Here is a 24,086-nt window from a genome sequence, read left to right on the forward strand (position 1 = left end):
CGCAAGCTGTCGACACCGGCTTGCCGGGTGAGTGCAGGACAACTGTGCGTCGGATATCGAATGATGGGGTCGCCAGGGACATTACGCGGAGAAGCGTTCCCTCCGCACATGGGTGGATCCGGGAGGCGACCTGTCTGCGTACCCAGTCTGTCATCGCTTTTTGAGAGCAATCATGAAACCCCTTCTCATTTCATTCATTCCGCTGCCGCAGGAGACCTTGCATGCGTTGAGCGAGCACTACGACGTTCATCGGAGCACGGAATCAGATACGGCGTTACCAGACGCTGCGCGGGTTGTCGTCACGAATGGGACGACAGGCATGACGGACGAGACGATGGCGAAGCTGCCGCAATTGGGGCTGATCTGTTCGTTTGGCGCCGGTTACGAAAACATCGATGTGGAAGCGGCGGGCCGGCGCGAGATCGTTGTCGCGAATGCGCCCGGAACCAACGTCGCCACCGTGGCGGATCACACGATAGGCTTTCTGCTGGCGCTGACGCGGCGCCAGGAATCGCTGTCCAACGCGGTGAAGTCGGGGCAATGGGCCACGTCGCGCGAGGCGCGGCCGACTTTGACCGGCAGCTCGATCGGGATAGTTGGAATGGGGCGGGTAGGGCGTCTCGTGGCCGAGCGTGCCGAAGCCTTCGACATGAGGATCGGCTATTTCGGCCGGTCCGTAAAGGACGGCGCGCCGGGCACGTTTTTCGGGAGTCTGGTGGCGCTGGCACAAGCCAGCGATTTTCTCGTGCTGGCGTGTCCGGGTGGAAAGGCGACCCGTCATCTGGTCGATCGCGAGGTCCTTCGGGCACTCGGCCCACGGGGCTACCTGGTCAACGTGGCACGCGGCAGTGTGGTCGATACGGAGGCGCTGATTGACTCGCTCCGGCACGACGAAATCGCCGGCGCCGCGCTGGATGTGCTGGAGACGGAACCCGAGGTTCCGCAGGCTTTGCTTGATGACGAGCGGGTGCTGATTACGCCGCACATGGCTGGCCGTTCTCCCGCGTCGTTCCAGGCACAGACGGACGCGTTGCTGTCGAGCCTGAACCAGTATCTGGCGGGCATGCCCGTCACGAGCGCGGTCCAGCCGGCGCGTACGTGACGGTCACCCTCTACCTGCACCGCATACGTGACAACTCATTCGGAGTCTTCGATGTCTGGCAACGGCACCCCAACCAGAAAACCGGGCGCGCTGGCAATTATTGCCGCCGGAACGATCGGCAACGCGCTTGAATGGTATGACCTGTTCGTCTACGGTTATCTTGCCGTGATTATCGGGAAGATCTTCTTCCCGAGCGGCAGTGAATTCACATCGTTGCTCTATGCCGTCGGGACCTTCGGCGTTTCATATATCATGCGCCCGCTCGGTGCGGCGGTTATCGGGTCTTATGCGGACCGCTTCGGGCGCAAGGCCGGCATGACGCTGACGATCGGCATCATGGGCCTGGGTACCGCGTTGATGGCGTTTACACCCGGGTACGAAACGATCGGGAAATGGGCCGCCGTGCTGGTTGTGATCGGCAAATTCATGCAGGGCTTCTCGGCCGGCGGCGAATTCGGCACTTCGATTGCGTTCATGATTGAATCTGCACCGGCGAAGCGGAAGACCTTCTTCGGCAGTTTCCAGTTCGTCGGAATCGGCATTGCCACCGCGCTCGCGTCGTACGCCGGAATCGCGCTGAATACTTACTTTACGCCAGCAGAATTGGCTTCCTGGGCGTGGCGGTTACCGTTCATTTTCGGCTTGTTGATCGTGCCCGTTGGCTACCTGATTCGACGGGGCGTGAGCGAAACGCCGGAATTCCTGGCTGACGCGACAGCGATGAAAACGACCCGGCCGGTCGCGGATCTCATGCTGTCCGGCAAGGCAAGGCTGATTTTCGCGATTGGTATCTATTCGCTTTCGGCTTCAACGAACTATCTGCTCCACGCCTATATTCCGACTTATGCGATGAGGGAATTACGGCTCAGTCCGGATGTGTCATTCTGGGGCGCGATGTTGTTCTCCATCGTGCAGATCGTGTTGACGCCGATGATCGGCATGCTGTGCGACCGTTTCGGGAAATTTCCATTCGTGGTGGTCGGGATCGTGCTGACCGGCATCGGCACCTATCCTGCATTTGCGTTGATGATCGCGCATCCGCAGCCGGTCATGTTCCTGTCGATCATCACGATCCTCGCTGTCCTGGTGACGGTTTTCACGGGACCCATTCCGACACTGCTGGCCGAGCAGTTTCCAATGGGCGTGAGGACGACCGGGTTGGGATTGGTACACAACCTGAACTTCACGCTTTTCGGCGGGTTTGCCCCTTTCATCTGCGTATGGCTGATTCACTGGAGTCACGATAAGTTCGTTCCGGCGTATTACGTGCTGGTCACGGCGGTCATGGCTTTCATCAGCGTTTTCTTTTTCGGTTTCCGCCTTCGGGCCGGGTCGCATGAAGCAGGAGCGCCGCCCCATGGTGCAACTCAGGCCGTGAATGCATACGCAGCCCCCTCGAGGCAGGGGCCACAGACCTGATTGTCTCCAGGGCTATCTACTTCCGGGGGAAGCAGTAATCTCCCTGAACAGGGGCGGCCCACGGTGTGACGTGTTGCCGGTGATTTTCGGCGGTTGACGTCTGGTCGGAACTGGCTCGAGCGACGCCGGATAGCCCCCTGGTCTGCATTCATCGACGGCATGTATGCACGAACCTTGGTGCTCCCGCTGTGGTAAGCGATCGAGGATTGGGCAACGGCGACCTCCGGGGTGACTTCCCTGCATGGCGTGGACGGCTCGCAGTCCGCCACTCTCGGGGGCACGAATCCTGTGGATCAGTCTGGAAACGTCGGGTGCCGGTTTGTGCGTGCGTCAACCCGGGCAGTTTCCTGCGGTGGACGACGCGCAATCCGACTCTTTCCGCACGGTCTCATGTATTCAGTCTTGCATTGCCATCCTGGATGAAACCCTTCACGCGTGCCATGGGCCGACAGCGCTGGACAGCCATCGATTCTGGGCGAGTGAATAGAGGCCTCGGAATAAGGGTTCGTGGGATCCGCGTCTGGGCCCGACCTTGAGCGCACTCATATCGAGCAGAATGGCCGGACACTATAGATCATCGAATCCGACGTTGAAGTAAGCGAAGTCTGATGTCGTGTGTGCGCTTTGAAGCCGTTGGCGGGTACGACAGCCTGATGCAATCGCGACCGGGATCGTGTCTGCGGTTCCCGGAATAAGGAGGAGGTGTGACAGAGTAGCGATCGACGGCGTGGCGTCGCGAGGGTGGGACTACCGGAGAAAGGGCGGGGGCATTACTGCCACGAAAGCGGGAAACTGCTATCCACCACCAACACTCAAGGCGGAATTGACGTATTTGCTGTTGCGCCGGAAAGGGGCGAGGGGTGAGAGATGCCTCTGTTGTGTGCCGGGTGGCAGGCAAGGACGGACTGGCTGGAATTCACCCGCCAGCCGGACTCTTCAGCGATTCATCAGAATGCGTGACGTATGCCCACCCGCACCAGCGTCTGGTGATTGTTCGACGAGTCTCCGACGTCGGCGATGTCCGCCACTGCAGGGGCTCCTGTCGAGCTTATCCCCGACGAGACCTGGAAGGCGGCCGTGGCATAGACGTCGGTGCGTGTCGACAGCCTGTAGTCGACCAGCGTCGAGAACTGATTGAAATGCTGGTTTCCGAGGTCGGATTTGACGGCGCTGCCCTTCGTGTAGTTGTAGGCGAGTCCCGCATAAACGGATGGCGTAAATTGCCATCTGAATCCGGCCTCCACATCGTTGAAGTGCGCCGTGGCCCCAGACAATGTCGTGATATTCCCATACTGTACGTTCGTGTACGTGACGCCGAATGTTGCAGGTCCGGTTGTGTAGTTGAACCCCATGCCGGCCTCCTGGTAGGAGGTCGCGCTGACGTAATTGCTGTTCAGGATGCCGCTCAGGAAGTTGAGGCCATTGGGATAGTTAGTGAAATATCCCGTGCCCGCAGCGCCTATCGGGTTCTTAAAGTAGGAATAAGCCGCCCCGATATTGAGATTGTTGGCGGAATATTTGACGCCGGCCGAATAACCTCCGTTGCCCGTGGCGTTCCCGGCCTCTCCGCCGACGCTTATCATTGCACCAAAGCGAAGGCCATACAGGTCGGGGCTCACGTATTTGATCGCATTGTTCTGCCTGTACGCCCAGAGGAAATTGTCCATGTCTCCTGGGTGGCCAAATGTTGCCGGACCGCCGATATAGTGAGTGGTGCTGACGCTCGCCAGGTCCACCGTGGCCATATCGTATTGACGTCCTAGCGTCAGCGCACCGAAGCGATTGCTGCTCAGGCCGACGAAGGCCTGACGCCCAAACAGGGCTCCGCCTTGTCCTAGCTGGCCGTTATTCAGGTTGAGCCCGGATTCGAGCGTGAAGATCGCGTTCAGCCCTCCACCCAGATCCTCCGATCCGCGTATGCCCCACTGCGATCCTGTGAACCCATTGGTTGAATCCAGCGTGAACTGGCGCCCACCGACATTGACCCCGTTCACGACGTTTTTTGTATTGTTGACGAATTGCACGCCTTCATCGATCAACCCATAAATGGTCACTGAGCTCTGTGCCTTGGCCGTCAGCGGGATAACACATATCGCCGCGGTAACGAGGAGCGATCTTTTCATTAATTCGTATTCCTTATAGAATATTTTAATAAACCAAGAGGATGATTACGTCGCCGCATGGTGGTTTTTGATGCGCTATCTGAGTTGTGTCGAAACCCGAACCTGCATTGCCCTGAATGGTGTCCCCCTGTATGGACGACTCATTCGTGAGGCACGAACCGCAGTAAAAGCCGGCACGAGTTCATGCCGAGACCGTCTTGAGACACTGAACGCGTGCATCATGTGACGGCCCTGGCTAACAGGCTGGCGCTACCGTCACTGCCCGGCAAAGCCAAGCGTGGCCGCACAGGTATGGCGCCGCGCTTTAGGGCGGCGTAACCGCTGCTCACCACGCCTGCTGCCCATGAAACAAGGTACAGGAAAAAAATATATCGGTATACGATTCAAAAAAATGGTGTTCCGATATGTCTATTTGAAACACCGATGAGGGTGACGTGAGTGCCGGCGTCGGTCTTTCCGCTCGTCGATTGCCGTTCGAGCTCGGCTTCCCCTGGCTTCCCTGGCCGGGAGGGGCGGCTGTTCGAACGGGTTCAGGCGATGTGCCGTCACGATTTGGCTGAAACAAGGCCGAGTGTGGTTGTCGTTGCCGGTTGCCTTCTCGCGAACGAGTCTGGCTCGCCCGACAGGCACGGCCACCTGGCAGGAGAGGGGTTGTTTTCCCGCTCAGCGGCCTTCGGTATCGCAGGTATCCAAGCCGTTCCAGGCAAGACGTTTTACTACTCGGGGTGCAATGAATATAATTAAGATATCTAAATATATATATATAAAATTAGATATCGACATTGGAAATCGAGCACTGCTCCCGTCACCGCACGACGGCGAGCGGGATAAAGGCGATGTCCAATCTCTGCAGGCCGGCTTCAGGCATCACGTCTGATTGAGCGTCAACGCGTCCAGCGCGTTTATGCGAAAGCAGGTTCCGCCAGGATATCCGCTTTCATCTCCAGATAATGCAGCCGGGGAATAGCGTAGACAGCAGCGTAGCAGCGGGCGGAGATACCAGGTCCGACGTGCAACGGCCGGGGGGCAAGGACGGAAGCGGGGTACGTCGGCTCAACATGTGGGCGAGCGCGTTGGGGGCGCCACTGTCGCGAGCCTCGAACCGGGCTTCGTGTCGCGCCGACCGTCTCATCGCGCGAAACTGTCGGAGTCAACCTGAGGCGGGTGAGACTCGCGTCGCAAGCCTGGCGAACATAGGCGGCATTGCCCCGGATGGTGCCACGTTTGCCTTGACTGTCCCGGGTGGCTGAAAATTTTGCCGCGATCATGATGCCGTCGTGCGCTGGTTCCAGCACGCGGACGACAAGACGCTTATTTTCGCCGAAGCCGATAGATTTCGGCAGTGTTGAAAAAATCACACCGGGTTCTATGGCGCGCGGCGCATCGCAACGGATTCCGCTTCATCACGCCTGTGCCGTAGAACACCGACCGACTTGCCCATACAGCAGTCGAGGTCGATTTCGGCGATGTCAGGACCGTTATGTCCCGGTGCGAGTGTCTTTACGGGTCTTGATCCTCAGAGGTTCGAAGCGGCATCGGGATAATCGGCGCTCAGCGTCGAGTTCTCCACGTATCGAAGTCGTTCTGCTTCCCTTGCGTGCAAGCTTAAGAGGCCGGTTCGCAGCAGGTACAGGGGAGGGTTGGGTGAGGCTGTCTGCTTGCAGACACCATCTCCGGTGCGCAGGCCAGTGCCGATCTCTACTCGCTCGTCGAGACGTTCATCCTTGCTCGCGGGATCGTCGATTGCGATCACCACGGCGGAAGCCCGCAGGAATCGTTCCACTTCGGCCATTGCGGCAAGCAGACGCATGTCTTCGTGTACTTCCTGCAGAGATACATCATTCCACTACTCGTCCCGCTGCTCTTGCCGTTCGTCAAAATATTTAGTAAACCGAAGCAAGCTGCGCGTGATCACGAAAATCCTGACGAATGTATCCAGTCGGACCGGGGTCTACTACGACGAACGCGGCCAACCGATGTTTGGCTCGACGCAGGTTCACGATCCGAAATTTCAGGACCAGGTCGTCGCCGAGACGCGCACCTTGCTCTCCACCATTCCGGCCTGAACGAGTCCCCGCAATCCACACGGTACATCATCGTAGACAGGATGCTGGGAAGGGTTGGTGCAACGGCACCTTGGCATGAAATCACCGGCTACCGCCGATTTGGTTCTCCGGCCGCCGGCGTTACGAGTCCCGAAGCGACACGTGCGTGAACACAGCCCGGCGCATCGTGCCGGGCCGTGTTCACAGGCGCAGCGCTAATACGGCACTTTCTGTTGAGTGCTCCTGCGCAGCGTTTCGGGCAAGAGCAGCGAACCGACGACGAACGTGACCGCCCCGATCACGACGGGATACCAGACCCCGGCAAAGATGTTGCCATCCGCGATCGAAATGTATGTCGCGAAGAACGGCAGGAATCCGCCGATTACGCCGGCGCCGATGTGATAGGGAAATGAGAGCGAGGTATAGCGGGTCTGCGGCGGAAAGAGTTCGACGAGGAAAGCCGCGACTGGGCCATACACCATCGAGACGACGACGGTCATCAGCCAGAGGATGAGCACGACCTCGCCCCACCGGATGTGGGCCGGCACGGCGGCCTGCGGGTAGCCGACCTGGTCGAGCTGTGCGCGATAGGCCTGCGGATCGAAGCCGTCGATGGTCCGTTCGCCGATTGTGACGGCAACCGGCTGACCGGCGATGGGCGGCGCATAGGTGAAGCTGATGCCGTTGGAGGTCAGGTATTTCTTCGCTTCGACGCAGGGCTTGCTGTTGTCCGGATGGGTGCTGACGAGCGAAGCGACCATGCTGAAGCGGCAGGCTTCATCGTTTTCCGACGCATGCACGAGTACCGGCACGCGGGCGGTCGCGGCGACGAGGTCGGGGTTGCCGGCGTCGAGTAGCCAGACGAATAGCGGCCGGTACGACAGCGCGGCGAGCAGCAGGCCGGCCATCAGGATCCACTTGCGGCCGATCCGGTCCGACAGCCAGCAGAAGAAGATGAACGACGGCGTGCCGAGCACTAGTGCGATGGTCATCAGCAGGTAGACCGTGTGCAGATCGATCTTCATTACCTGCTGCATGAAGAACATGACGTAGAACTGCCCGGTGTACCACGACGCGCCCTGACCGGCCGTGAGGCCGACGATGGCGAGCAGCACCCATTTCAGGTTGTTCCAGCGGCAGAAGGTGTCGCGTATCGGCGTGCGCGATGCGCGTCCCTCGGCCTTCATCTTCAAGAATACCGGCGATTCGTTCAGACGGGAGCGGATATAGACCGAGACCGCGAGCAGGCCGATCGACACGATGAAGGGCACGCGCCAGCCCCATGCCTTGAACGCCGCCGGACTGACCACGGCCTGCGAGCCGAGGATCACGATCATGGCCATGATGAGGCCGGTGGTCGGCGTGATCTGTATCCAGCTCGTCAGCAGGCCGCGCCGGCGGGGTCTCGAATTTTCGGCGATGTAGATGACCGCGCCGCCGTACTCTCCGCCGACGGCGAGGCCCTGAATCATGCGCAGTAGCAGCAGGATCAGCCAGGCGGCATTGCCGATCGTGCGATACCCGGGCAGAAAGCCGACCGCTGCCGTGGACAGCCCCATCAGCAGCATGGTGATGAGGAAAGTGTGCTTGCGTCCGACGAGGTCGCCAAGCCGGCCAAAGAACACGGCGCCGAACGGGCGCACGAGAAAACCCGCGGCGAGCGTCGCGAGCGAGGCGAGCAGCGCGGTGGTCGGATTGCCCGAGGGGAAGAATACGGCGCTGAGAAAGACTGCAAGCGAACCGTACAGATAGAAGTCGTACCACTCGAACATGGTGCCGAGCGACGACGCGAGGACGATAAGACGCTCCTCGGACTTCGACAGCGATGTTATTTCCTCCAGGCCTTCAAGAGGACCGGTCCCGGCGCTCTGCGTTGTGATGGATGACATGTCAGTCTCGACAGATGTTGAAAAAAACCGGGACGCGAAAGGGGATTCGGACAGGGTTTCACCCCCCGGGCGGTTCGCTCGAAATCATCCAGAGTCCGTCGAAGAGGCCGGTGAGCAGCGTTGCGAAATCGTGGCTCTGGATGATCAGGCCGTAGTCCTCGCGTTTGGACGAGATGATCGCGACCTTGTCGTCGTACAGATAGACAGTCATGCCGAGCGTGATGCCGGGCGGCGCGTAGCGCAGTTCGCGGATCTCGTCGGCGGAGCCGGGCCAGATGCTGTTGGTTTCCCGCGCGGGCGAGCGCAGCACCTTCAGCGGAATCCGCGCCTCGATGCGTCTGGCGATGTACTCGCGCATCTTGTCCGGGCCCGGAGACTCGAGCAGTTCGGCCATCGAGAGAATTCCGCGCAGCACGCCGGAGCGCACGGTGAGCGTGTCCCACAACACCGTCAGCACGCCTTCCGGGCCTTCGTAAAAGCGGATTTCCGGTTTGGCGCGCGACTGGTTGTAGAGCGAGCGCAACTGCGGCATCAGGTCGATCAGCGTGCGTCGGCGGGTTTCGATCCGCTGCAGCAGCACCTGCGGATCCTCGGCGACGACGACGCGCTTGTCGCCGCGCTCGACGAGGTTGATCACGCCGGCTTCCTGCAGGCGTTCGAGCACGCTGTAGGCGGTCGTGCGTCCGAGGCCGGCACGCGCGGCGATCTGGTTCACGCTGGTTTCCCCCAGTTCGAGCGCAGCCATATAGGCGTGGTAGAGCTTGCCGCGGATGCCGATCTGATCGAGGGAGGCTTCGAGGTCCATGTGTTCACCGTTTTGGACAATGTTGTCGATTAAAACAATAAAAAATAAATAAAACAAGAAGTTAACTTGTCTATATTTTTTGTCAATGTTTGACTGTACCATCGATTGAGGCGTACTCTGGGCCGCGACGGCGGTTGTCGCCGCCATTTTCTCAATCAGACGGAACTCATCTCATGGCTTCATGTATTGCTGCAGTCGTCCAGGCGTCCACCGTCATGTTCGACCGGGACGCGACGGTCCAGGTCGCCCGGCACTGGATGGCCGAGGCCGCTGCCCGGGGGGCGCAGGTGGTGGTCTTTCCCGAGGCGTTTCTCGGGGGCTACCCGAAGGGCGCGGATTTTCACATCTATGTGGGTGGGCGTACCGCACAGGGACGCCGCGAATTCCAGCAGTACTACGATGGCGCCGTCGACATGGACGGGCCCGAGCTGAAGGCGCTCGCGGCCGCGGCGGGCGAATTCGGGCTGTACGTCTGCATTGGAATCATCGAGCGCGATGCCGGTACGCTCTATTGCACAGCGGTCTACCTGGGGCCGCAGGGGACGATTCTCGGCAAGCATCGCAAGCTGATGCCGACGGCCGCCGAGCGGCTGATGTGGGGGTTCGGCGACGGTTCGACGCTCCGGGCCGTGGATACGCCATTCGGCAAGCTCGGCGCGGTGATCTGCTGGGAGAACTACATGCCGGCGCTGCGGCTCGCGATGTATCAGCAGAACGTCGCGATCTATTGCGCGCCCACCGCCGACGACCGCGATACCTGGATTTCGACGATGCAGCACATCGCGCTCGAAGGCCGCTGCTTCGTGCTGTCGGCATGCCAATATCTGCGGCACGAGCAGTTTCCGGGTTCCATCGAGAACCGTCTCGAAGGGCAGGGCGATGCGCCGCTGATGCGCGGTGGGAGCCTGATCGTGGCACCTTCCGGTCAGGTGCTGGCCGGCCCGCTGTACGGCGAAGACGGCATGCTCGTCGCCGAACTCGATCTCGACGACATCGCTCGCGCGCGGTTCGACTTCGATGCGACCGGGCACTATGCGCGTCCTGACGTGTTCCAGTTGCAGGTGGACACGCGCGCGAAACCAGCCGTCGCGTTTCATGGCGCTGCGGCGGCGGGATCTGGATCCGTGGCGTCTGCCGATTGAAGTCAGGACCGTGAGGCCCGTGCAGTCGAGCGGCTGCGCGGGCGTCGCGACCGGTTTCGGGCGCTGAGTCGCGCAAATCGGTACGGCTACGGTTTGCCGGGCATATCCATGGGGCAAGCTCCGTTTCACGTTCCAGAGGATGCCGTCCGGGGCTGCGATTTACCGGGCCCTGGCGAGAGAGAATGTGGGCCAGCCGACCCCGCGCAGCCGGCGAGAAATGGCGGAAGCGGGCTGGAGCCCAGACCCGGAAGTCATCGGAGAGCCAAGGCGGATTCCGATCCGGAAAAACAGGATCGGATGAGCGGGTGGAGGACGGATAGTCGGTTTCAGGGGCGATGCGGTGGCCTGAGCCGGCCGCGATGCGGGCCAGGCAGTCTATGCCCGGCAAATGCGCTCATACCTTCAACAGGATGGCGACCGGCAGCGTTTCCAGCACATCCCGCGCATAGAGCCGACCGCTATGCGCTTCGACCGTTTGAGCGTTCAGCACATCGAGCCAATGGCCGGAGGTTCCCTCCTGGGCTACGTCGAGCGGCAATCTCATCGCACTGTCCTGCCAGACCGCCGGCGGTATCAGCGGTAGCGGGCGGCTGTCGCGGGCCATGGCCTGTTCGTCGTGCGACAGGCTCAGGCGGCTGGCGACCGCCAACAGCGTCACGCCCTCGTGTTGTCTCGTCAGGCCGATCAGATGCGACTGGCGCAGCCCTTCGCTGTGCAAGGGCGAATAGGTCCCGTCCGTAAACAACGCCGGATAGTGTTTCCTCAATTGCAGCATGGCATGCACCAGCTTTTGCTTGATGCTTCCATCACGCCAATTCAACAGTGCCTCGGGCCATGTCGGCGGGTGTTGCAACGAATGTTCGAGGCGTTCGTAAGCGACCGCCTGCCGGTTGTCCGGGTCCACCAGGCTGAAGTCCCAGCTTTCCGAGCCTTGATAGAGGTCCGGCACGCCGGGCGCGCTCAGGTGCAAGGCCGTCTGGGTCAGGCCATTGAGCGCGCCGGCAGCGGCGATCGTCCCGGCAAAGCGGCCGATGGATGCCAACAAGCCGTCGTCGTCGGTAAAGTCTCGTTCGAGCCGGGCCAGGAATTCGGCGCAGGTTTTTTCGTAGGCGAGGTCCGGCGCGATCCAGTTCGAACGGCGTTTGGCTTCGCGCAGGCTCTTCAATTGCCAGGTCTCGACACGCCGCATAAAGGCGTGCAGCGCGGGCAGGCAGACGGTTTCGGGCGGCACCGGCAAGTCCAGCGGCCAGGAGCCGATCAGGGTTTGATAAAGCATCAGTTGATCGATCGCGTCGGGACCGGGGCCCAGCCGGCTGGCCTGCGCCCGCCACGCCTGTACCGCGCGGTCCCAGGCCGGCGCGATTTCGCTCAATACGGCCAGCCGGGCGCGGGCATCCGGGCCGCGCTTGTGGTCGTGGGTGGCGGTGGTCAGCATCGCGTGCGGGAACAGCCGTGCACGCATCGCGATCCGGTGGTGGAACGCTTGCGGCTGCAAGGCAAAATCGTCGGGTTTGCTGCCGACTTCGTTGCGCGACAGGAGTCGCCCATAACGATAAAACGCCGTATCTTCGACGGCTTTGGCGGCCAACGGCGAGCTCAGTTGCTGGAAGCGCGTCAGCGCACGCAGGCGCCACGCTTCCGCGTTCGGGTCCGCGAGGCGGGTATTGCCCAGCCACGCGTGCAACTGATCCAGGACCGGGTGGTCGGCCGCGCCCAGGATCTCGCGCGCAGCACTCACCGCGGCTTGCAGGATGGCGGCGTCGGCCGTTGTCGCATGCCCGGGGAAGTAAGTCCGGTAGACCGGGAAGTTCAGCAGGATAGCTTCCAGCGCACGCTGGATCATGGTCTGGCTGAGGTCCCGCGTATGCCACTGCAGGCGGGCCAGCCGGTGCAGGTAACGCACCACCGTATCGCGCTCGCTGCAGAGGTTCCCGGTCAGTATTTGTCGACGGGCTGCCCGTTCATAGGCCGCGAAATCCGCCGTGTCGCCGGCTACGTTATGCCAGGTCGCGCTTAATCCCGAGGCGCCCTGGTCTGCGTGCAGGACCGCCGACACGTCGTTCATGAATTCATAACCCGTGGTGCCGTCCACTTCCCAATCGCTGCGCAGGGTTTCGTTCTGGGCAAGCACTTTTTCCACCACCAGGTACGCCGAGTTGAGGTTCAGGCCCGCCGGTCGCTGCGGAGTCAGGGCGCTCAAGCGTCGCCGCAAGTTCAGGCAATAGGCGGCGGGGTCCGTCAGGCCATCGACATGATCGACCCGTACGCCGTCGATCAAGCCTTCCCGGTACAGGCGAAACACCAGCGCGTGCGTGGCTTCGAAGACTTCGGGCTGCTCCGCGCGCAAGCCGACCAGTTCATTGATTTCAAAGAAGCGGCGCCAATTGATTTCGTCGGCGGCGGTACGCCACCACGCCAGGCGGTAATGCTGTTTTTCCAGCAATTGATGCAGGCGCGTCCGGCCGGCCGGCGTGTGCGCGTCGTGCGCGAGCAGTAAGTCGTCGAGCGCCGTGCCGGCCTGCTCACGCAGCAATGCCGACTGCCAATCGGCCAGCCGGTTGCGCCCGCGTTCGCCATCGACGGGGGCGGACCAGCGGGCCGCCAGGTGTTCGAAGCGCGCGTGCGGATCGGCGCGCAGGATCTCGGCGCAAGTCGCCGGGGCGAGCGGCAGCAACGTGTCGAAATAACGGATCTGGAATCCGGCTTGCGGATCGCTGGTATCCAGCGCCAGGTCTCCGGCCGCGAGTGCTTCGCCGTAGGGCAAACCGAGGATGGGCAGCAGCAGCTTGCCGTACAGGGCCGGGTCCGGGACCTGCCAATCGATGTCGAAGAAGTTGGCATGACGGCTTTGCTCTCCATACTGCAGCACGTCGCGCCACCAGACGTTATAGCGGCAGGAAGCGGCCATGTGATTGGGCACGATGTCGAGTATCAGGCCCATCCCCTCGGGGCGTAACCGGTCGACCAGTCGTCGCAACGCGGCCTCGCCACCGAGCGCCGGGTTCACGCGGTTGAAGTCGGTGACGTCGTAACCGTGCTGCGAGCCGGGGCAGGCGGTGAAGATCGGCGACAGGTAGAGATGGCTGACCCCGAGCGCGGCGTAATAGGGCACGCGCCGGGTCGCGTCGTCCAGCGTGAACCCGGCGTGCAACTGCAAACGCGCGGTGGCGCGCGGCGTCGTGGGCGGCAACCGCCCGGGCGATGGGATCATGGATAGTGGCCTCGGGCGGTACTGCGAGCCTGGTTGAGTGCGGCGATGCGCCGGGCGAGCTCGTCGCCGTCGGATAAGGTGCCGACCGGATGAGCGGAACTGCTTGCGTTCATGATCTCGACCTTATGCTTCGAGCCATGCGATCGTGCTGTAGCCCGGCAGGTGCGCATGTTGTTCGGGATGGCCGGGGCTGGGTTGGGCCAGGTCGCCGTCGGTCTGAAACAGCAACTGGCCGGGTTTGGCTTGCAGCGCGGGTTCCACCGCGACGGCCTCCGGCGCCAGGTTGGTAAACAGCGCCAGGACTGGCCTGTGGCCCGGATGGCCGATGCGCCAGCGCGCTACCACGGCGGCCGGCCCGAGCGCCTGCGCGCCCAGCGCCAGGACCGAGACAAACTGCGGCGACAGCACCTGGCGGCGCAACATCAGCAGCGTGCGGTAAAGCTCGGTCCAGGGGTTGAACAAGGTGTGCGAGGGTGCCTGCGGTTGCGAGGCGATAAAGGTTGCCGCGTCGTTCGGGTCGGGAATGCGTGCGCGCGTAGCGGCGTCGGCAAAGGCCGGAAAGCGTGCGAATTCGCGCCGACGGCCTTCGCGTACCGCCTCGGCCAGTTCGTCCCGATGGCTGGTGAAAAACAGGAACGGGCTGCGGGTGCCGATTTCCTCGCCCATGAACAGCAACGGAATCTGCGGGCACAGCAACTGCAGCGCGATCGCCGCGCGCAACGCGGCGGGCTGGGCCAGCACCGTCAGACGTTCGCCGAAGGCGCGATTGCCGATCTGGTCGTGGTTTTGCAAAAACAGCACGAAGGCGCTGGGCGGCAGATGGTGGCTGGCTTCGCCGCGCGTCACCGGGACGCCCGCCAAGGCGCTGAGATGCGGCGAGACCTCGCCCTGGTAGATGAAGCCTTCCGCCAGAGCCCGCGCCAATTTCTGCGCCGGCGCCTGCGCATAGTCGCCGTAATAGCTGTCGTGCTCGCCCGTCAGCAGGACATGCAGGGCATGATGGGCGTCGTCGTTCCACTGCGCGTCGAACGGTTGGCCCAGATGGTGCGCGCCGTTCGCTTCGTTTTCCAGCACCAGGTGCACCTGGCGTTCGACGCCCAGCAGGGAGCGAATCATGAAGGCGGTTTCGTCGAGCCAGTCGGGGTCGCGTATCGCATGGACGGCATCGAAACGCAGGCCGTCGAAGCGGAATTCATCGAGCCAGTAAAGCGCATTCTCGGCGAAGAAACTGCGGACTTCGGGCTGGCGAAAATCGAGCGCATTGCCCCAGGGGGTGTCGAGGTCGTCGCGAAAGAACGAGCCGGCATAGCGGCCCAGGTAGTTGCCGTCCGGGCCGAAGTGGTTGTACACCACGTCGAGCAGCACCATCAGGCCCAGGCCATGCGCCGCGTCCACCAGCGCCTTGAGTTCGTCGGGAGTGCCGTAGCTGGCGTCCGGCGCATAGGGCAGCACGCCGTCGTAGCCCCAATTGCGCGGGCCCGGGAAATCGGCCACCGGCATCAGTTCGATGGCGGTGATGCCGAGCGCGGCCAGGCCCGGCAGCCGGTCGATCACGCCGCGAAAGCCGCCCAGCAGGCCGACATGCAGTTCGTAAATGACCGCTTCGTGCCAGGGGCGGCCGCGCCAATCGGGATGACGCCATGAGTAAGCGTCGGGGTCGGTGAGCACGCTGGCGTCGTGCACGTCGTGCGCCTGCGCGCGCGAGGCGGGATCGGGAATGCGGGTGCCGTCCGGCAGCACGAAGCGGTAGCGTGCCCCGACGGCGCATTCGACGTCGGCATGCAGCCAGCCGGGCGCGGCTGAGGGGCGTCGGTCGTCTTCGCGCGGCGCGCTGGCCTGCATCGGCACCGGGGGCTGGCCTGCCACTTCAAGCAGAATCGGGCCGTCGGCGTCGGGTGCCCACAGGCGAAAGCGGGTGCGTCCGTCGGCCAGATTTTGTGGACCAAATCCATAATGATAGGAATGCATAGGGTTCATGATGCCGGGCTCTCGACCAGATGGGTTTGCAGGAGCGTCACGCTGTGGGCTTCGAGCTTGACGCTGCCGTCCGGCGCCGCATAAGGCTGTGCTTCGGGCGCAGCGCTTTCGAGCATCACTTGCCATGCCGATGCGCCCGGCGGCGCCTGGCACTCGATTTGCGCCGTCGTGCCATTGAAGAAAATCAGCTCGAGTACCAGCGTCGTAGCCGCGCCATCCGTGCCGGGCAGTCGCGTGGCGTAGCGCAGGGCGAAGGTGCGGTGTTCGCCGTCCGACCAGTTCTCGGGCGTCATCGGGGTCCCGCTCGCGGTAAACCAGTCGAGGTCGCGAATGCCGGGCGCCAGCTCGGTGCCATGGGGGAAGTCGTGTGCGTTCAGCGAGGCCGACGTGCGCCGGAGCGCGGTCAGGCGCGCGACGAACGCGCTCAACTGGCGCGCTTGCGGTTGCCCGGCGGCCTGCCAGTCGAACCAGGAGAGCGGATTGTCCTGGCAATACGCGTTGTTGTTGCCTTGCTGGGTTCGGCCGAATTCGTCGCCGCCCAGCAGCATCGGGGTGCCGCGCGACAGCAGCAGGGTCGCGAGGATGGCGCGCTGGACCCGGCCGCGCGTCTGGTTGATGACGGGGTCGTCGGTCGGTCCTTCGACCGCGCCGTCCTCGCTCCAGTTGGCGCTGCCGTTATCGTCGTTGCCGTCTCGATTGTCCTCGCGATTCGCTTCGTTATGCTTGTGGGCATAGCTCACCACGTCGTTCAGCGTAAAGCCGTCGTGGGCGGCGACGAAATTGATCGAGGACCAGACCTTGCGGCGCCGGCGATCGAACAGGTCGGCCGAGCCCGATACGCGTGCGGCCAGCTCGCCGAGCTGGCCACTGTCGCCGCGCCAGAAGCGCCGCACGGTGTCGCGATAGCGGTCGTTCCATTCGCCGAAACCGGGCGGGTGGTTGCCCAACTGATAGCCGCCGGGACCGAGATCCCAGGGTTCGGAAATCAGCTTGACCCGATTCAGCACGGGGTCCTGGCGGATCGCGTCGAAAAACCCCGAGCCCGGGTCGAAGCCGGTGCCTTCGCGTCCCAGCGTCACGCCCAGGTCGAAGCGGAAGCCGTCGATATGGAAATGTTCGACCCAGTAGCGCAACGAATCCATCACCATTTGCAGCACCCGCGGATGCGATAGATTCAGGGTGTTGCCGCAACCGGTCTCGTCGATGTAATGACGTTCGTCGCCGGGCACGAGGCGGTAATAGCTGGCGTTGTCGAGGCCGCGCCAGGACAGCGTCGGGCCGAGCTGGTTGCCTTCGCAGGTATGGTTGTAGACCACGTCGAGGATGACTTCGATGCCGGCTGCGTGCAGCCGCGCGACGGCGATGCGCATTTCCGCGAGCAGACGGGTCGACAGGTAGGCGGGCTCCGGGGCGAAATAGGCCAGCGTGCTGTAGCCCCAGTAGTTGCCCAGCTTGCGCTCCAGCAGGAAGCGGTCCTGCAGGAAGGCCTGGACCGGCAGCAATTCGAGCGTGGTGATGCCCAGCTTCAGCAAATGATCGATGAAGCGCGGTTCGCAGAGCGCGCGGAAGGTGCCGCAGTGATTGGCCTGCAAGCCGTCGCGCTGCATCGAGACGCCGCGCACGTGGGCTTCGTAGATCACCGTGCCGGACCACGGATGCGCCAGCAAGCGGTCTTTGCCCCAGTTGAAGCTGTTGTCGCAGACGACGGCCTTGGCCATGGCCGACGCGCTGTCGCGGCGATCCATCGAGAGGTCGGCGCGCGCGTGGTGCAAACGATAGCCGAACAGCGAATCGGCCCATCGCACCGGCCCGCTCAGGCGTTTCGCATAGGGGTCCAGCAACAGCTTGTGGGGGTTGAAGCGGTGTCCGTTACCCGGTTCATAGGGGCCGTGGGCACGAAAGGCGTAGACGTCGCCGGCTTCGGCGCCCGGCAGGTAGCCGTGCCAGACTTCGTCGGTGCATTCCGGCAGCGGCAGGCGCGCCAATTCCTTGCGCCCGCTGGAGTCGAACAGGCACAGGTCGATGCGGGTCGCGTTGGCGGAAAACACCGCGAAGTTGACGCCCAGTCCGTCGACGGTCGCCCCCATCGGATAAGGCAGACCCGGCAGCAAACGGTCGGACGGACGGGCGGCCATCGATCAGGCTCCCGATTCGCCGGCAGGGGCGGCTGGCGCGAAAGCGTTGCTCGAGGCGCTCGATGCATCGGTCGGCGCCTGGTATCTGAAGATCAGCGTGGCGAGCGGCGGCAGCGTCATCCGCAACGAAAACGGCTGGCCGTGCGCCGCTACCGCATCGGCTTCGATCGCTCCGGCGTTGCCCAGGTTCGAGCCGCCGTAGTGCCCGGCATCGGTGTTCAGGCTTTCTTGCCAGACGCCTGCGAACGGCACTCCGATGCGGTAGCTCGTGCGCGGCACCGGCGTCAGGTTGCAGACGGCCAGCACCACTTCATGCGGCGCTTCGGCACGACGCAAGAACGCATAGACGCTGTTATGCGTGTCGTCGTCGATCACCCAGCCGAAACCGGCCGGGTCGTGGTCGAGCCGATATAAGGCCGGGGTCTGTGCGAGCAGGCGGTTCAGATCGGCGACGAGGCGCTGCATCCCCAGGTGTCCGGGTTGCCCGAGCGCCGGCCAGTCGATTTCGCCGTCATGGGTCCATTCGTGTTCCTGGGCGATTTCGCTGCCCATGAACAACAGCTTCTTGCCCGGATGCGCCCACATGAAGCCCAGGTAGGCGCGCAGGTTGGCGAATTGCTGCCAGCGGTCGCCCGGCATTTTGCTCAGCAGCGACCCTTTGCCGTGCACGACCTCGTCGTGCGAGAGCGGCAGGATGAATTTCTCGGACCAGGCGTAGATCGCGCCGAAGCTCATATCGTTGTGGTGCCAGGGCCGATGTATCGGTTGATACGCCATGTAGCGCAGCGTGTCGTGCATCCAGCCCATATTCCATTTGAAGCTGAAGCCGAGGCCGCCGTGCTCGACTGCTTGCGTCACCCCAGGCCAGGCCGTCGATTCTTCGGCCAGCGTGATCGCGCCCGGGCAGCGCTCGGCCACGATCTGGTTCAGTTCCCGCAGGAACGCGACGCTTTCCAGGTTTTCGCGCCCGCCGTACTGGTTGGGAATCCATTCGCCCGCCGCGCGGCTGTAGTCGCGATACAGCATCGAGGCCACCGCGTCCACGCGCAGGCCGTCGACGTGAAAATGCTCCAGCCATTCGAGCGCGCTGGCGATCATGAAGCCGCGTACTTCGTGGCGGCCGAGGTTGTAGATCAGGGTGTCCCAGTCGCGATGCACGCCCTCGCGCGGGTCGGCGTATTCATAGAGCGCGGTGCCGTCGAATTGCGCGAGCCCATGGGCGTCGTTGGGAAAATGCGCGGGCACCCAGTCGAGGATCACGCCGAGGCCGGCGACGTGGCATCGGTCGACGAAGCGGGCGAATGCGGCCGGCGAACCATAGCGCGCGCTCGGTGCGAATTGCGCAAGCGGCTGATAACCCCAGGAGCCGCCGAACGGATGCTCCATCACCGGCATCAGTTCCAGATGGGTGAAGCCGAGGCGCGCGGCATACGGGATCAGGTGTTCGGCCAGCCGGTCCCAACCCTGCTCGGGGTCGTTGACGTTGTGCATCCACGAGCCGACGTGCACTTCATAGACCGACAGCGGCGCTTGCTGAAGATCGAGCGCGGCACGCCGCTCAAGCCAGCCGGCATCGTGCCATTCCGGTTCGGCCGGGTCGGCGACGATCGAGGCGGTGGCCGGCGGCGCTTCGGTTTGCCGGGCGACCGGGTCGGCCCGGTGCGGCAACACGATGCCGTCGCGGCTGACGATTTCGTATTTGTAGCGTTCTCCGGCTTGCGCGCCGAATCCCTGAGGAATAAAAATTTCCCAGACCCCGGCCTGATGACGCAGGCGCATGGCGTGACGGCGGCCGTCCCAGCCGTTGAAATCGCCGACCACCGAGACCCGGGACGCATTCGGCGCCCAGACCGCGAAGCGCACCCCGGCAATGCCCTCCACCGTCATCACTCGCGCGCCCAGACATTGCCCGAGTTCGCGATGCCGTCCTTCGGCGATCAGGTGCAGGTCGAGATCCCCGAGCAAGACGCCGAAGGCATAAGGATCGGCGCTTTCCTGGACCACCTTGGCGCCGTCGGCGCCCGGCCAGGCGACGCGCAGGCGATAGCAGGCGGCCAGCGACGCTGGCGCCTCGGGCGTCGGCAAATTCAGCGTGCCGCTGAACAGCCCGCCGGGATCGACGGCCAGTTCGCCCAGCACTGTGTTCCCGACCACCACTTCGACGCGCAGCGCGCCCGGCACGAAGGCACGCACCGTCATCGGTGTCCGTTTCCGGTTGCGGCTGCCCTGGGCGGCCGGTGCCGGATGCGCGCCGAGCACGCTGAACGGATCGTCCAGGCGACCGACCGTGAGCGCCTGCATGGCCTCGGCCGACAGGTTGCCGTGGTCAGGGACGGATTGCACGGACGACCGTCTTGTCCGGGTGTCGGTTTGCGTTTCGTCCATCATGTCGTTTGTCCTCGTTTCAGCAGTCGTCGAGCGATCGCGACGAGGCCTCGCAGCGGCACGCCGAGCCAGGCCGGGCGGTGGGCGCTTTCGTAACAGACCTCGTAAGCGGCTTTCTCGAGCGTGAACAGATCGAGCAGCGATTGGGCGTCGGTGGGCCGGGCGAAGCGGTGCGGGATGGTATTGGCCGCCGACCAGTAAGCATCCAGGAACGATTGCCGGACCTGGTCCAGGAAGCGCCGCAGCAGGATTTCGCGACCGGCCTGGGCGCTCTCCGTCAGATCGCTGGGACCCGCGCTGGCCGCGACTGCCGTGACGTATTCGAACGAGCGCAACATCCCCGCCACATCGCGTAGCCCGCTAGTCCGCTGGCGTCGCTGCGCCAGGGGCCTCGCCGGTTCGCCTTCGAAATCGACAAAGAACGCATCGCCTTGCGCGATCAGGATTTGTCCCAAATGCAAATCGCCGTGGATGCGGGTGCACCATGCGCCCAGGCCTGCGTGGGCCAGCTCGGCCGCCCGCGCCAGCAGCGGGTCGCGTAGCGCTTCCAGCTCGGCGGCCAGCGCCCGTTCTTCGGCGCTATGTTGTGCAGGGTGGGTCTTCAGCGCGGCCAGCGAGGCCAGCGCCTGGTCGATTTGGTGTTGCGCGCCGCGCGCCCAGGCCTCGGTGTCCGGGCGCCCGGCCGGGTAGGGCGAGAACGCCGCATCGTCGGTGGCACGCGCGAGCGTCAGGTGGAGCTCGCCCAGGCGCTGGCCGAGATTGGCCGCCCAGTGCGCGTATTCGGCGAGCGCCTCGTCCAGCAACGCCCCGGCCGGCGGCGGCGACGAGCCGGCCGTGCCCGGCGCCGCGGACACCGCGCTCACCAGCGGCAGATCGGCGAGGTCGGCGGTATTGCGGCCGAGCCCGTCCAGCACCCATTGCCAGGCATCGCCCTGGTTATGGATGAAGCCTTGCAGGACCGCCAGCACATGCGGCGTCCCCTGGGCATCGATGCGGGTGACTTCGCCCAGCATCGGCGCGATATTGCCGTAGCCGGCCGCAGTCAGGTAAGTGCCCATTTCGGCTTCCGGATGAATCCCGGGGTGGCAGCGGCGGATCAATTTCAACATCGCGAGATTGCCGATCACCACCGAACTGTTGGATTGCTCGACCGACAAATAACGGACTTCCGCCGGCGCGCCCAGCGCGTTGTCGGCGCCGGCCGGCGGCATCCCCGGATGGGCGATGAAATGGATGGCGCCGTCGCTGCAGGCCAGTTTCGCGTTTTGCCCGATCAGTTCGATCACGCGGAATACGAAGTCCGGCAGCGCGAAAGCATCGGTCAACAAGCCCACCCGGCGCCCGCGGCGCACGCGCGCCAGGGCGAGTTGCTCGGGCAGCGCGGAAGTGGCCTCGTCTTCGGCGACGAAACCTAGCGGCAGCACATAGCGATCGCCGCCCTGTGCCGTGTCGGCGACGATCTCGGCCAGCAGCATAGGCCTTGGCGTACCGCCCAATTCGACCGCGATGTCGATCCGGGTTTGCGGAGCCTGCTCCGCCTTGGCCGCATACCAGCGGCGCTGCATCAGGTAAGCCGGCAACGCCCCGCGCTCGAGGAGGTTGCGGGCCGGCGCCTGCAACAGGTCGGCCGCGCCGTTGCGCAGGACCAGGGTGTCGAATTCGCGGCGCAAGGCAGGCGGCGACATCGCATGCCCCGGCGCCTGGTTGTCTTGCGTCAGCACGAACCAGTAGAAACCGTAGGGTTGCAGCGTCAGCAGATAGGACAACTGGCCGATCGCGGGGAAGGTCGCGCCGCCGATCATCTCGACGGGCACCCGGCCGGCAAAGCTCGACAGGTCCAGTTCGACCGCCTGCGACGAGCGCGACACGTTGGACACGCACAGCAGCGTTTCGCCGGTCGGCTCGCCGTCTTCCGCGTATTCGCGCAGATAGGCCAGCACCTTGCGGTTATTCGGGTAAAGCAGCTTGAGCGAGCCGCGGCCGAAGGCGCGATGCTGGCTGCGCACTTCCAGCATGCGGCGCAGCCAGTTGAGCTGCGAATGGCGGTCGGCGCTTTGCGCCTCGACGTTGACGGCCTCGTAGCCGTACAGCGGGTCCATGATCGGCGGCAGCACCAGGCTGGCCGGGTCGGCGCGCGAAAACCCGCCGTTTCGGTCCGACGACCATTGCATGGGGGTTCGCACGCCGTCGCGATCGCCCAGGTGGATGTTGTCGCCCATGCCGATTTCGTCGCCGTAGTACAGCACCGGGGTGCCCGGCATCGACAGCAGCAGGGTGTTCAGCAATTCGAACCGGCGGCGGTCGCGCTCGACGAGGGGCGCCAGCCGGCGGCGGATGCCGAGGTTGATGCGGGCGCGGCTATCCGAGGCGTAGTAATTCCATAGGTAATCGCGCTCCTTGTCGGTGACCATTTCCAGCGTCAGTTCGTCGTGATTGCGCAGGAAAATCGCCCACTGGCAATTGGCCGGGATTTCCGGCGTCTGGCGCAGGATGTCGGTGATCGGGAAGCGGTCTTCCTGCGCCAGGGCCATGTACATGCGCGGCATCAGCGGGAAATGAAACGCCATATGGCACTCGTCGCCCGGCTGGTCGCGCGTCTCCGGATTGCCGCCGAAATAGGGCTGCACGTCTTCGGGCCACATATTGGCTTCGGCCAGCAGCACGCGGCCGGTGTAAAGGCGATCGAGTTCGGCCCGCAGCGTTTTCAGGATCGCATGCGTCTCCGGCAGATTTTCGTTCGAGGTGCCTTCCCGCTGGACCAGGTAGGGAATCGCGTCGAGGCGCAGGCCGTCGACGCCGAGGTTCAGCCAGAAGCGCATGATGCCCAACACCGCCTTGAGCACCTGGGGGTTGTCGAAATTGAGGTCGGGCTGGTGCGAGTAGAAGCGGTGCCAGTAAAACGCGTTGGCCTCCGGGTCCCAGGTCCAGTTCGACTTCTCGGTATCGCAGAAGATGATCCGGGTGCCTGCGTAGGCCTCGTCGGTGTCCGACCAGACATAGTAGTTGCGCGCGGCCGAACCCGGCCGGGCCGCGCGGGCGCGCTGGAACCACGGATGGCGATCGGAGGTGTGGTTGATCACCAGCTCGGTAATCACCCGCAAGTGGTGCTTGTGCGCTTCGGCAATGAAATGCCGGGCGTCGCTCAAGGTTCCGTAGTCGGGGTGGACATCGCGGTATTCGGCGATATCGTAGCCGTCGTCGCGCCGCGGGCTGGGATAGAACGGCAGCAGCCAGATGGTGTTGACGCCCAGCGCGGCGATGTAGTCGAGTTTGGCGATCAGGCCGGCAAAGTCGCCGATGCCGTCGCCGTTGGCATCGAAAAACGACTTGACGTGGACCTGGTAGATGACCGCGTCCTTGTACCAGAGCGTATCCCGATCGGCAGGATTGAGGTAGCCGGGCAAATCCCTGTTCATAGACTCTCCATGCCGGAGGCGGCGAGCGGGCTCGCCCGCCAGACCGGGAACGGCATCTGTTGCGGATTCATTCAGCGCGAATTTCCGGACCTTGCCATACGAGGCAAAGCGACGACTTTGCTCAGGTCTTCCACTGGCGCGCTGCATCGTCGCGCAAGCCCCATTCCCAACGCGGCGATTTGATACTCGCGTGCCGGGTGTTGAGCGGGTCCAGGCTGATTGCCCCCGCAGTACGCCGCCGCCGGAGCGGTGCGGCGGATTTCGCGTCGTGACGCCGGCAACCACACGTGGTTCGCGGGGTAGCGGGTGAAGGAAAGCACCTGATCGTTCGACGCGTAATCGTCGAAATTGCCCACCTGAATTCGCCGCCCATGCCGTCGCGCAATCGCCGTTGCCACGCATCGCGCCGCTGGGAGAGATTGAGCGCGTGGCCGCTA

At 63.6% G+C, this 24,086-nt stretch carries 13 protein-coding genes; 4 read left to right on the forward strand and 9 right to left on the reverse strand.

Features of this window, described 5'->3' with window-relative positions; genetic code table 11:
- Positions 1-172: 172 nt before the first annotated feature.
- Positions 173-1,102: a 2-hydroxyacid dehydrogenase gene (locus CY652_RS20080; RefSeq protein ID WP_102132476.1), complete on the forward strand. Its 930-nt coding sequence runs from the start codon at positions 173-175 to the stop codon at positions 1,100-1,102.
- Positions 1,103-1,153: 51 nt separating this feature from the next.
- The gene (locus tag CY652_RS20085) at positions 1,154-2,521 is read left to right on the forward strand and encodes an MFS transporter (protein WP_102132477.1); all 1,368 of its coding nucleotides are present in this window, start codon (positions 1,154-1,156) and stop codon (positions 2,519-2,521) included.
- Between the two features lie 947 nt (positions 2,522-3,468).
- Here CY652_RS20085 and CY652_RS20090 read toward each other — a convergent pair.
- Positions 3,469-4,644, reverse strand: coding sequence for a porin (locus CY652_RS20090; protein ID WP_102132478.1), 1,176 nt, complete (start codon positions 4,642-4,644; stop codon positions 3,469-3,471).
- Between the two features lie 1,516 nt (positions 4,645-6,160).
- Entirely contained in the window at positions 6,161-6,454 is a 294-nt protein-coding gene (locus CY652_RS24200; RefSeq protein ID WP_146010159.1) for a hypothetical protein, read from the reverse strand.
- A 97-nt stretch (positions 6,455-6,551) separates the two neighbouring features.
- On the opposite strand from CY652_RS24200, the gene CY652_RS24565 reads away from it, so the two are divergent.
- On the forward strand, positions 6,552-6,710 hold the full coding sequence (locus tag CY652_RS24565) for a hypothetical protein (protein ID WP_180970692.1): 159 nt from the start codon (positions 6,552-6,554) through the stop codon (positions 6,708-6,710).
- A gap of 194 nt (positions 6,711-6,904) precedes the next feature.
- On the opposite strand, the gene CY652_RS20095 is transcribed toward CY652_RS24565, so the two are convergent.
- Both CY652_RS20095 and CY652_RS20100 read right to left on the reverse strand, forming a co-directional pair.
- Positions 6,905-8,578 (reverse strand): MFS transporter, encoded by a 1,674-nt coding sequence (locus CY652_RS20095; RefSeq protein WP_102132479.1) that lies wholly within the window; start codon positions 8,576-8,578, stop codon positions 6,905-6,907.
- 58 nt (positions 8,579-8,636) lie between these two features.
- On the reverse strand, positions 8,637-9,383 hold the full coding sequence (locus tag CY652_RS20100) for a TrmB family transcriptional regulator (protein ID WP_102132480.1): 747 nt from the start codon (positions 9,381-9,383) through the stop codon (positions 8,637-8,639).
- Between the two features lie 173 nt (positions 9,384-9,556).
- Between CY652_RS20100 and CY652_RS20105 the strand changes: the two genes are divergently transcribed.
- Positions 9,557-10,525 (forward strand): carbon-nitrogen hydrolase family protein, encoded by a 969-nt coding sequence (locus tag CY652_RS20105; protein WP_102132481.1) that lies wholly within the window; start codon positions 9,557-9,559, stop codon positions 10,523-10,525.
- A 394-nt stretch (positions 10,526-10,919) separates the two neighbouring features.
- Here CY652_RS20105 and treY read toward each other — a convergent pair whose 3' ends face one another.
- The 5 genes from treY to treS all read right to left on the reverse strand — a co-directional run bounded on the left by treY (position 10,920) and on the right by treS (position 23,649).
- The gene (treY, locus tag CY652_RS20110) at positions 10,920-13,736 is read right to left on the reverse strand and encodes a malto-oligosyltrehalose synthase (RefSeq protein WP_102132482.1); all 2,817 of its coding nucleotides are present in this window, start codon (positions 13,734-13,736) and stop codon (positions 10,920-10,922) included.
- 123 nt (positions 13,737-13,859) lie between these two features.
- Positions 13,860-15,713, reverse strand: coding sequence for a malto-oligosyltrehalose trehalohydrolase (gene treZ, locus CY652_RS20115; RefSeq protein WP_258002385.1), 1,854 nt, complete (start codon positions 15,711-15,713; stop codon positions 13,860-13,862).
- Positions 15,710-17,848 (reverse strand): glycogen debranching protein GlgX, encoded by a 2,139-nt coding sequence (gene glgX, locus CY652_RS20120; protein WP_102132484.1) that lies wholly within the window; start codon positions 17,846-17,848, stop codon positions 15,710-15,712. The genes treZ and glgX overlap by 4 nt, the downstream gene beginning before the upstream one ends.
- Before the next feature lie 3 nt (positions 17,849-17,851).
- Positions 17,852-20,149 carry a 1,4-alpha-glucan branching protein GlgB gene (gene glgB, locus CY652_RS20125; protein WP_102132485.1) on the reverse strand — a complete coding sequence of 766 codons (2,298 nt, stop codon included), beginning with the start codon at positions 20,147-20,149 and terminating at the stop codon, positions 17,852-17,854.
- An 83-nt stretch (positions 20,150-20,232) separates the two neighbouring features.
- Positions 20,233-23,649 carry a maltose alpha-D-glucosyltransferase gene (gene treS / locus CY652_RS20130; protein WP_102132486.1) on the reverse strand — a complete coding sequence of 1,139 codons (3,417 nt, stop codon included), beginning with the start codon at positions 23,647-23,649 and terminating at the stop codon, positions 20,233-20,235.
- Positions 23,650-24,086: the final 437 nt, after the last annotated feature.

The sequence above is a fragment of the Burkholderia sp. WAC0059 genome (assembly GCF_002870125.1).
In the GTDB taxonomy this organism is placed as follows: Bacteria; Pseudomonadota; Gammaproteobacteria; order Burkholderiales; family Burkholderiaceae; genus Paraburkholderia.

What these genes read in the sequence shown, in the direction of transcription:
- CY652_RS20080 (WP_102132476.1), top strand. Translation starts at nt 173, where the DNA reads ATGAAACCCCTTCTCATTTCATTCATTCCGCTGCCGCAGGAGACCTTG.
- CY652_RS20085 (WP_102132477.1), top strand. Translation starts at nt 1,154, where the DNA reads ATGTCTGGCAACGGCACCCCAACCAGAAAACCGGGCGCGCTGGCAATT.
- CY652_RS20090 (WP_102132478.1), bottom strand. Translation starts at nt 4,644, where the DNA reads ATGAAAAGATCGCTCCTCGTTACCGCGGCGATATGTGTTATCCCGCTG.
- CY652_RS24200 (WP_146010159.1), bottom strand. Translation starts at nt 6,454, where the DNA reads ATGCGTCTGCTTGCCGCAATGGCCGAAGTGGAACGATTCCTGCGGGCT.
- CY652_RS20095 (WP_102132479.1), bottom strand. Translation starts at nt 8,578, where the DNA reads ATGTCATCCATCACAACGCAGAGCGCCGGGACCGGTCCTCTTGAAGGC.
- CY652_RS20100 (WP_102132480.1), bottom strand. Translation starts at nt 9,383, where the DNA reads ATGGACCTCGAAGCCTCCCTCGATCAGATCGGCATCCGCGGCAAGCTC.
- CY652_RS20105 (WP_102132481.1), top strand. Translation starts at nt 9,557, where the DNA reads ATGGCTTCATGTATTGCTGCAGTCGTCCAGGCGTCCACCGTCATGTTC.
- treY (WP_102132482.1), bottom strand. Translation starts at nt 13,736, where the DNA reads ATGATCCCATCGCCCGGGCGGTTGCCGCCCACGACGCCGCGCGCCACC.
- treZ (WP_258002385.1), bottom strand. Translation starts at nt 15,713, where the DNA reads ATGAACCCTATGCATTCCTATCATTATGGATTTGGTCCACAAAATCTG.
- glgX (WP_102132484.1), bottom strand. Translation starts at nt 17,848, where the DNA reads ATGGCCGCCCGTCCGTCCGACCGTTTGCTGCCGGGTCTGCCTTATCCG.
- glgB (WP_102132485.1), bottom strand. Translation starts at nt 20,149, where the DNA reads ATGCAGGCGCTCACGGTCGGTCGCCTGGACGATCCGTTCAGCGTGCTC.
- treS (WP_102132486.1), bottom strand. Translation starts at nt 23,649, where the DNA reads ATGAACAGGGATTTGCCCGGCTACCTCAATCCTGCCGATCGGGATACG.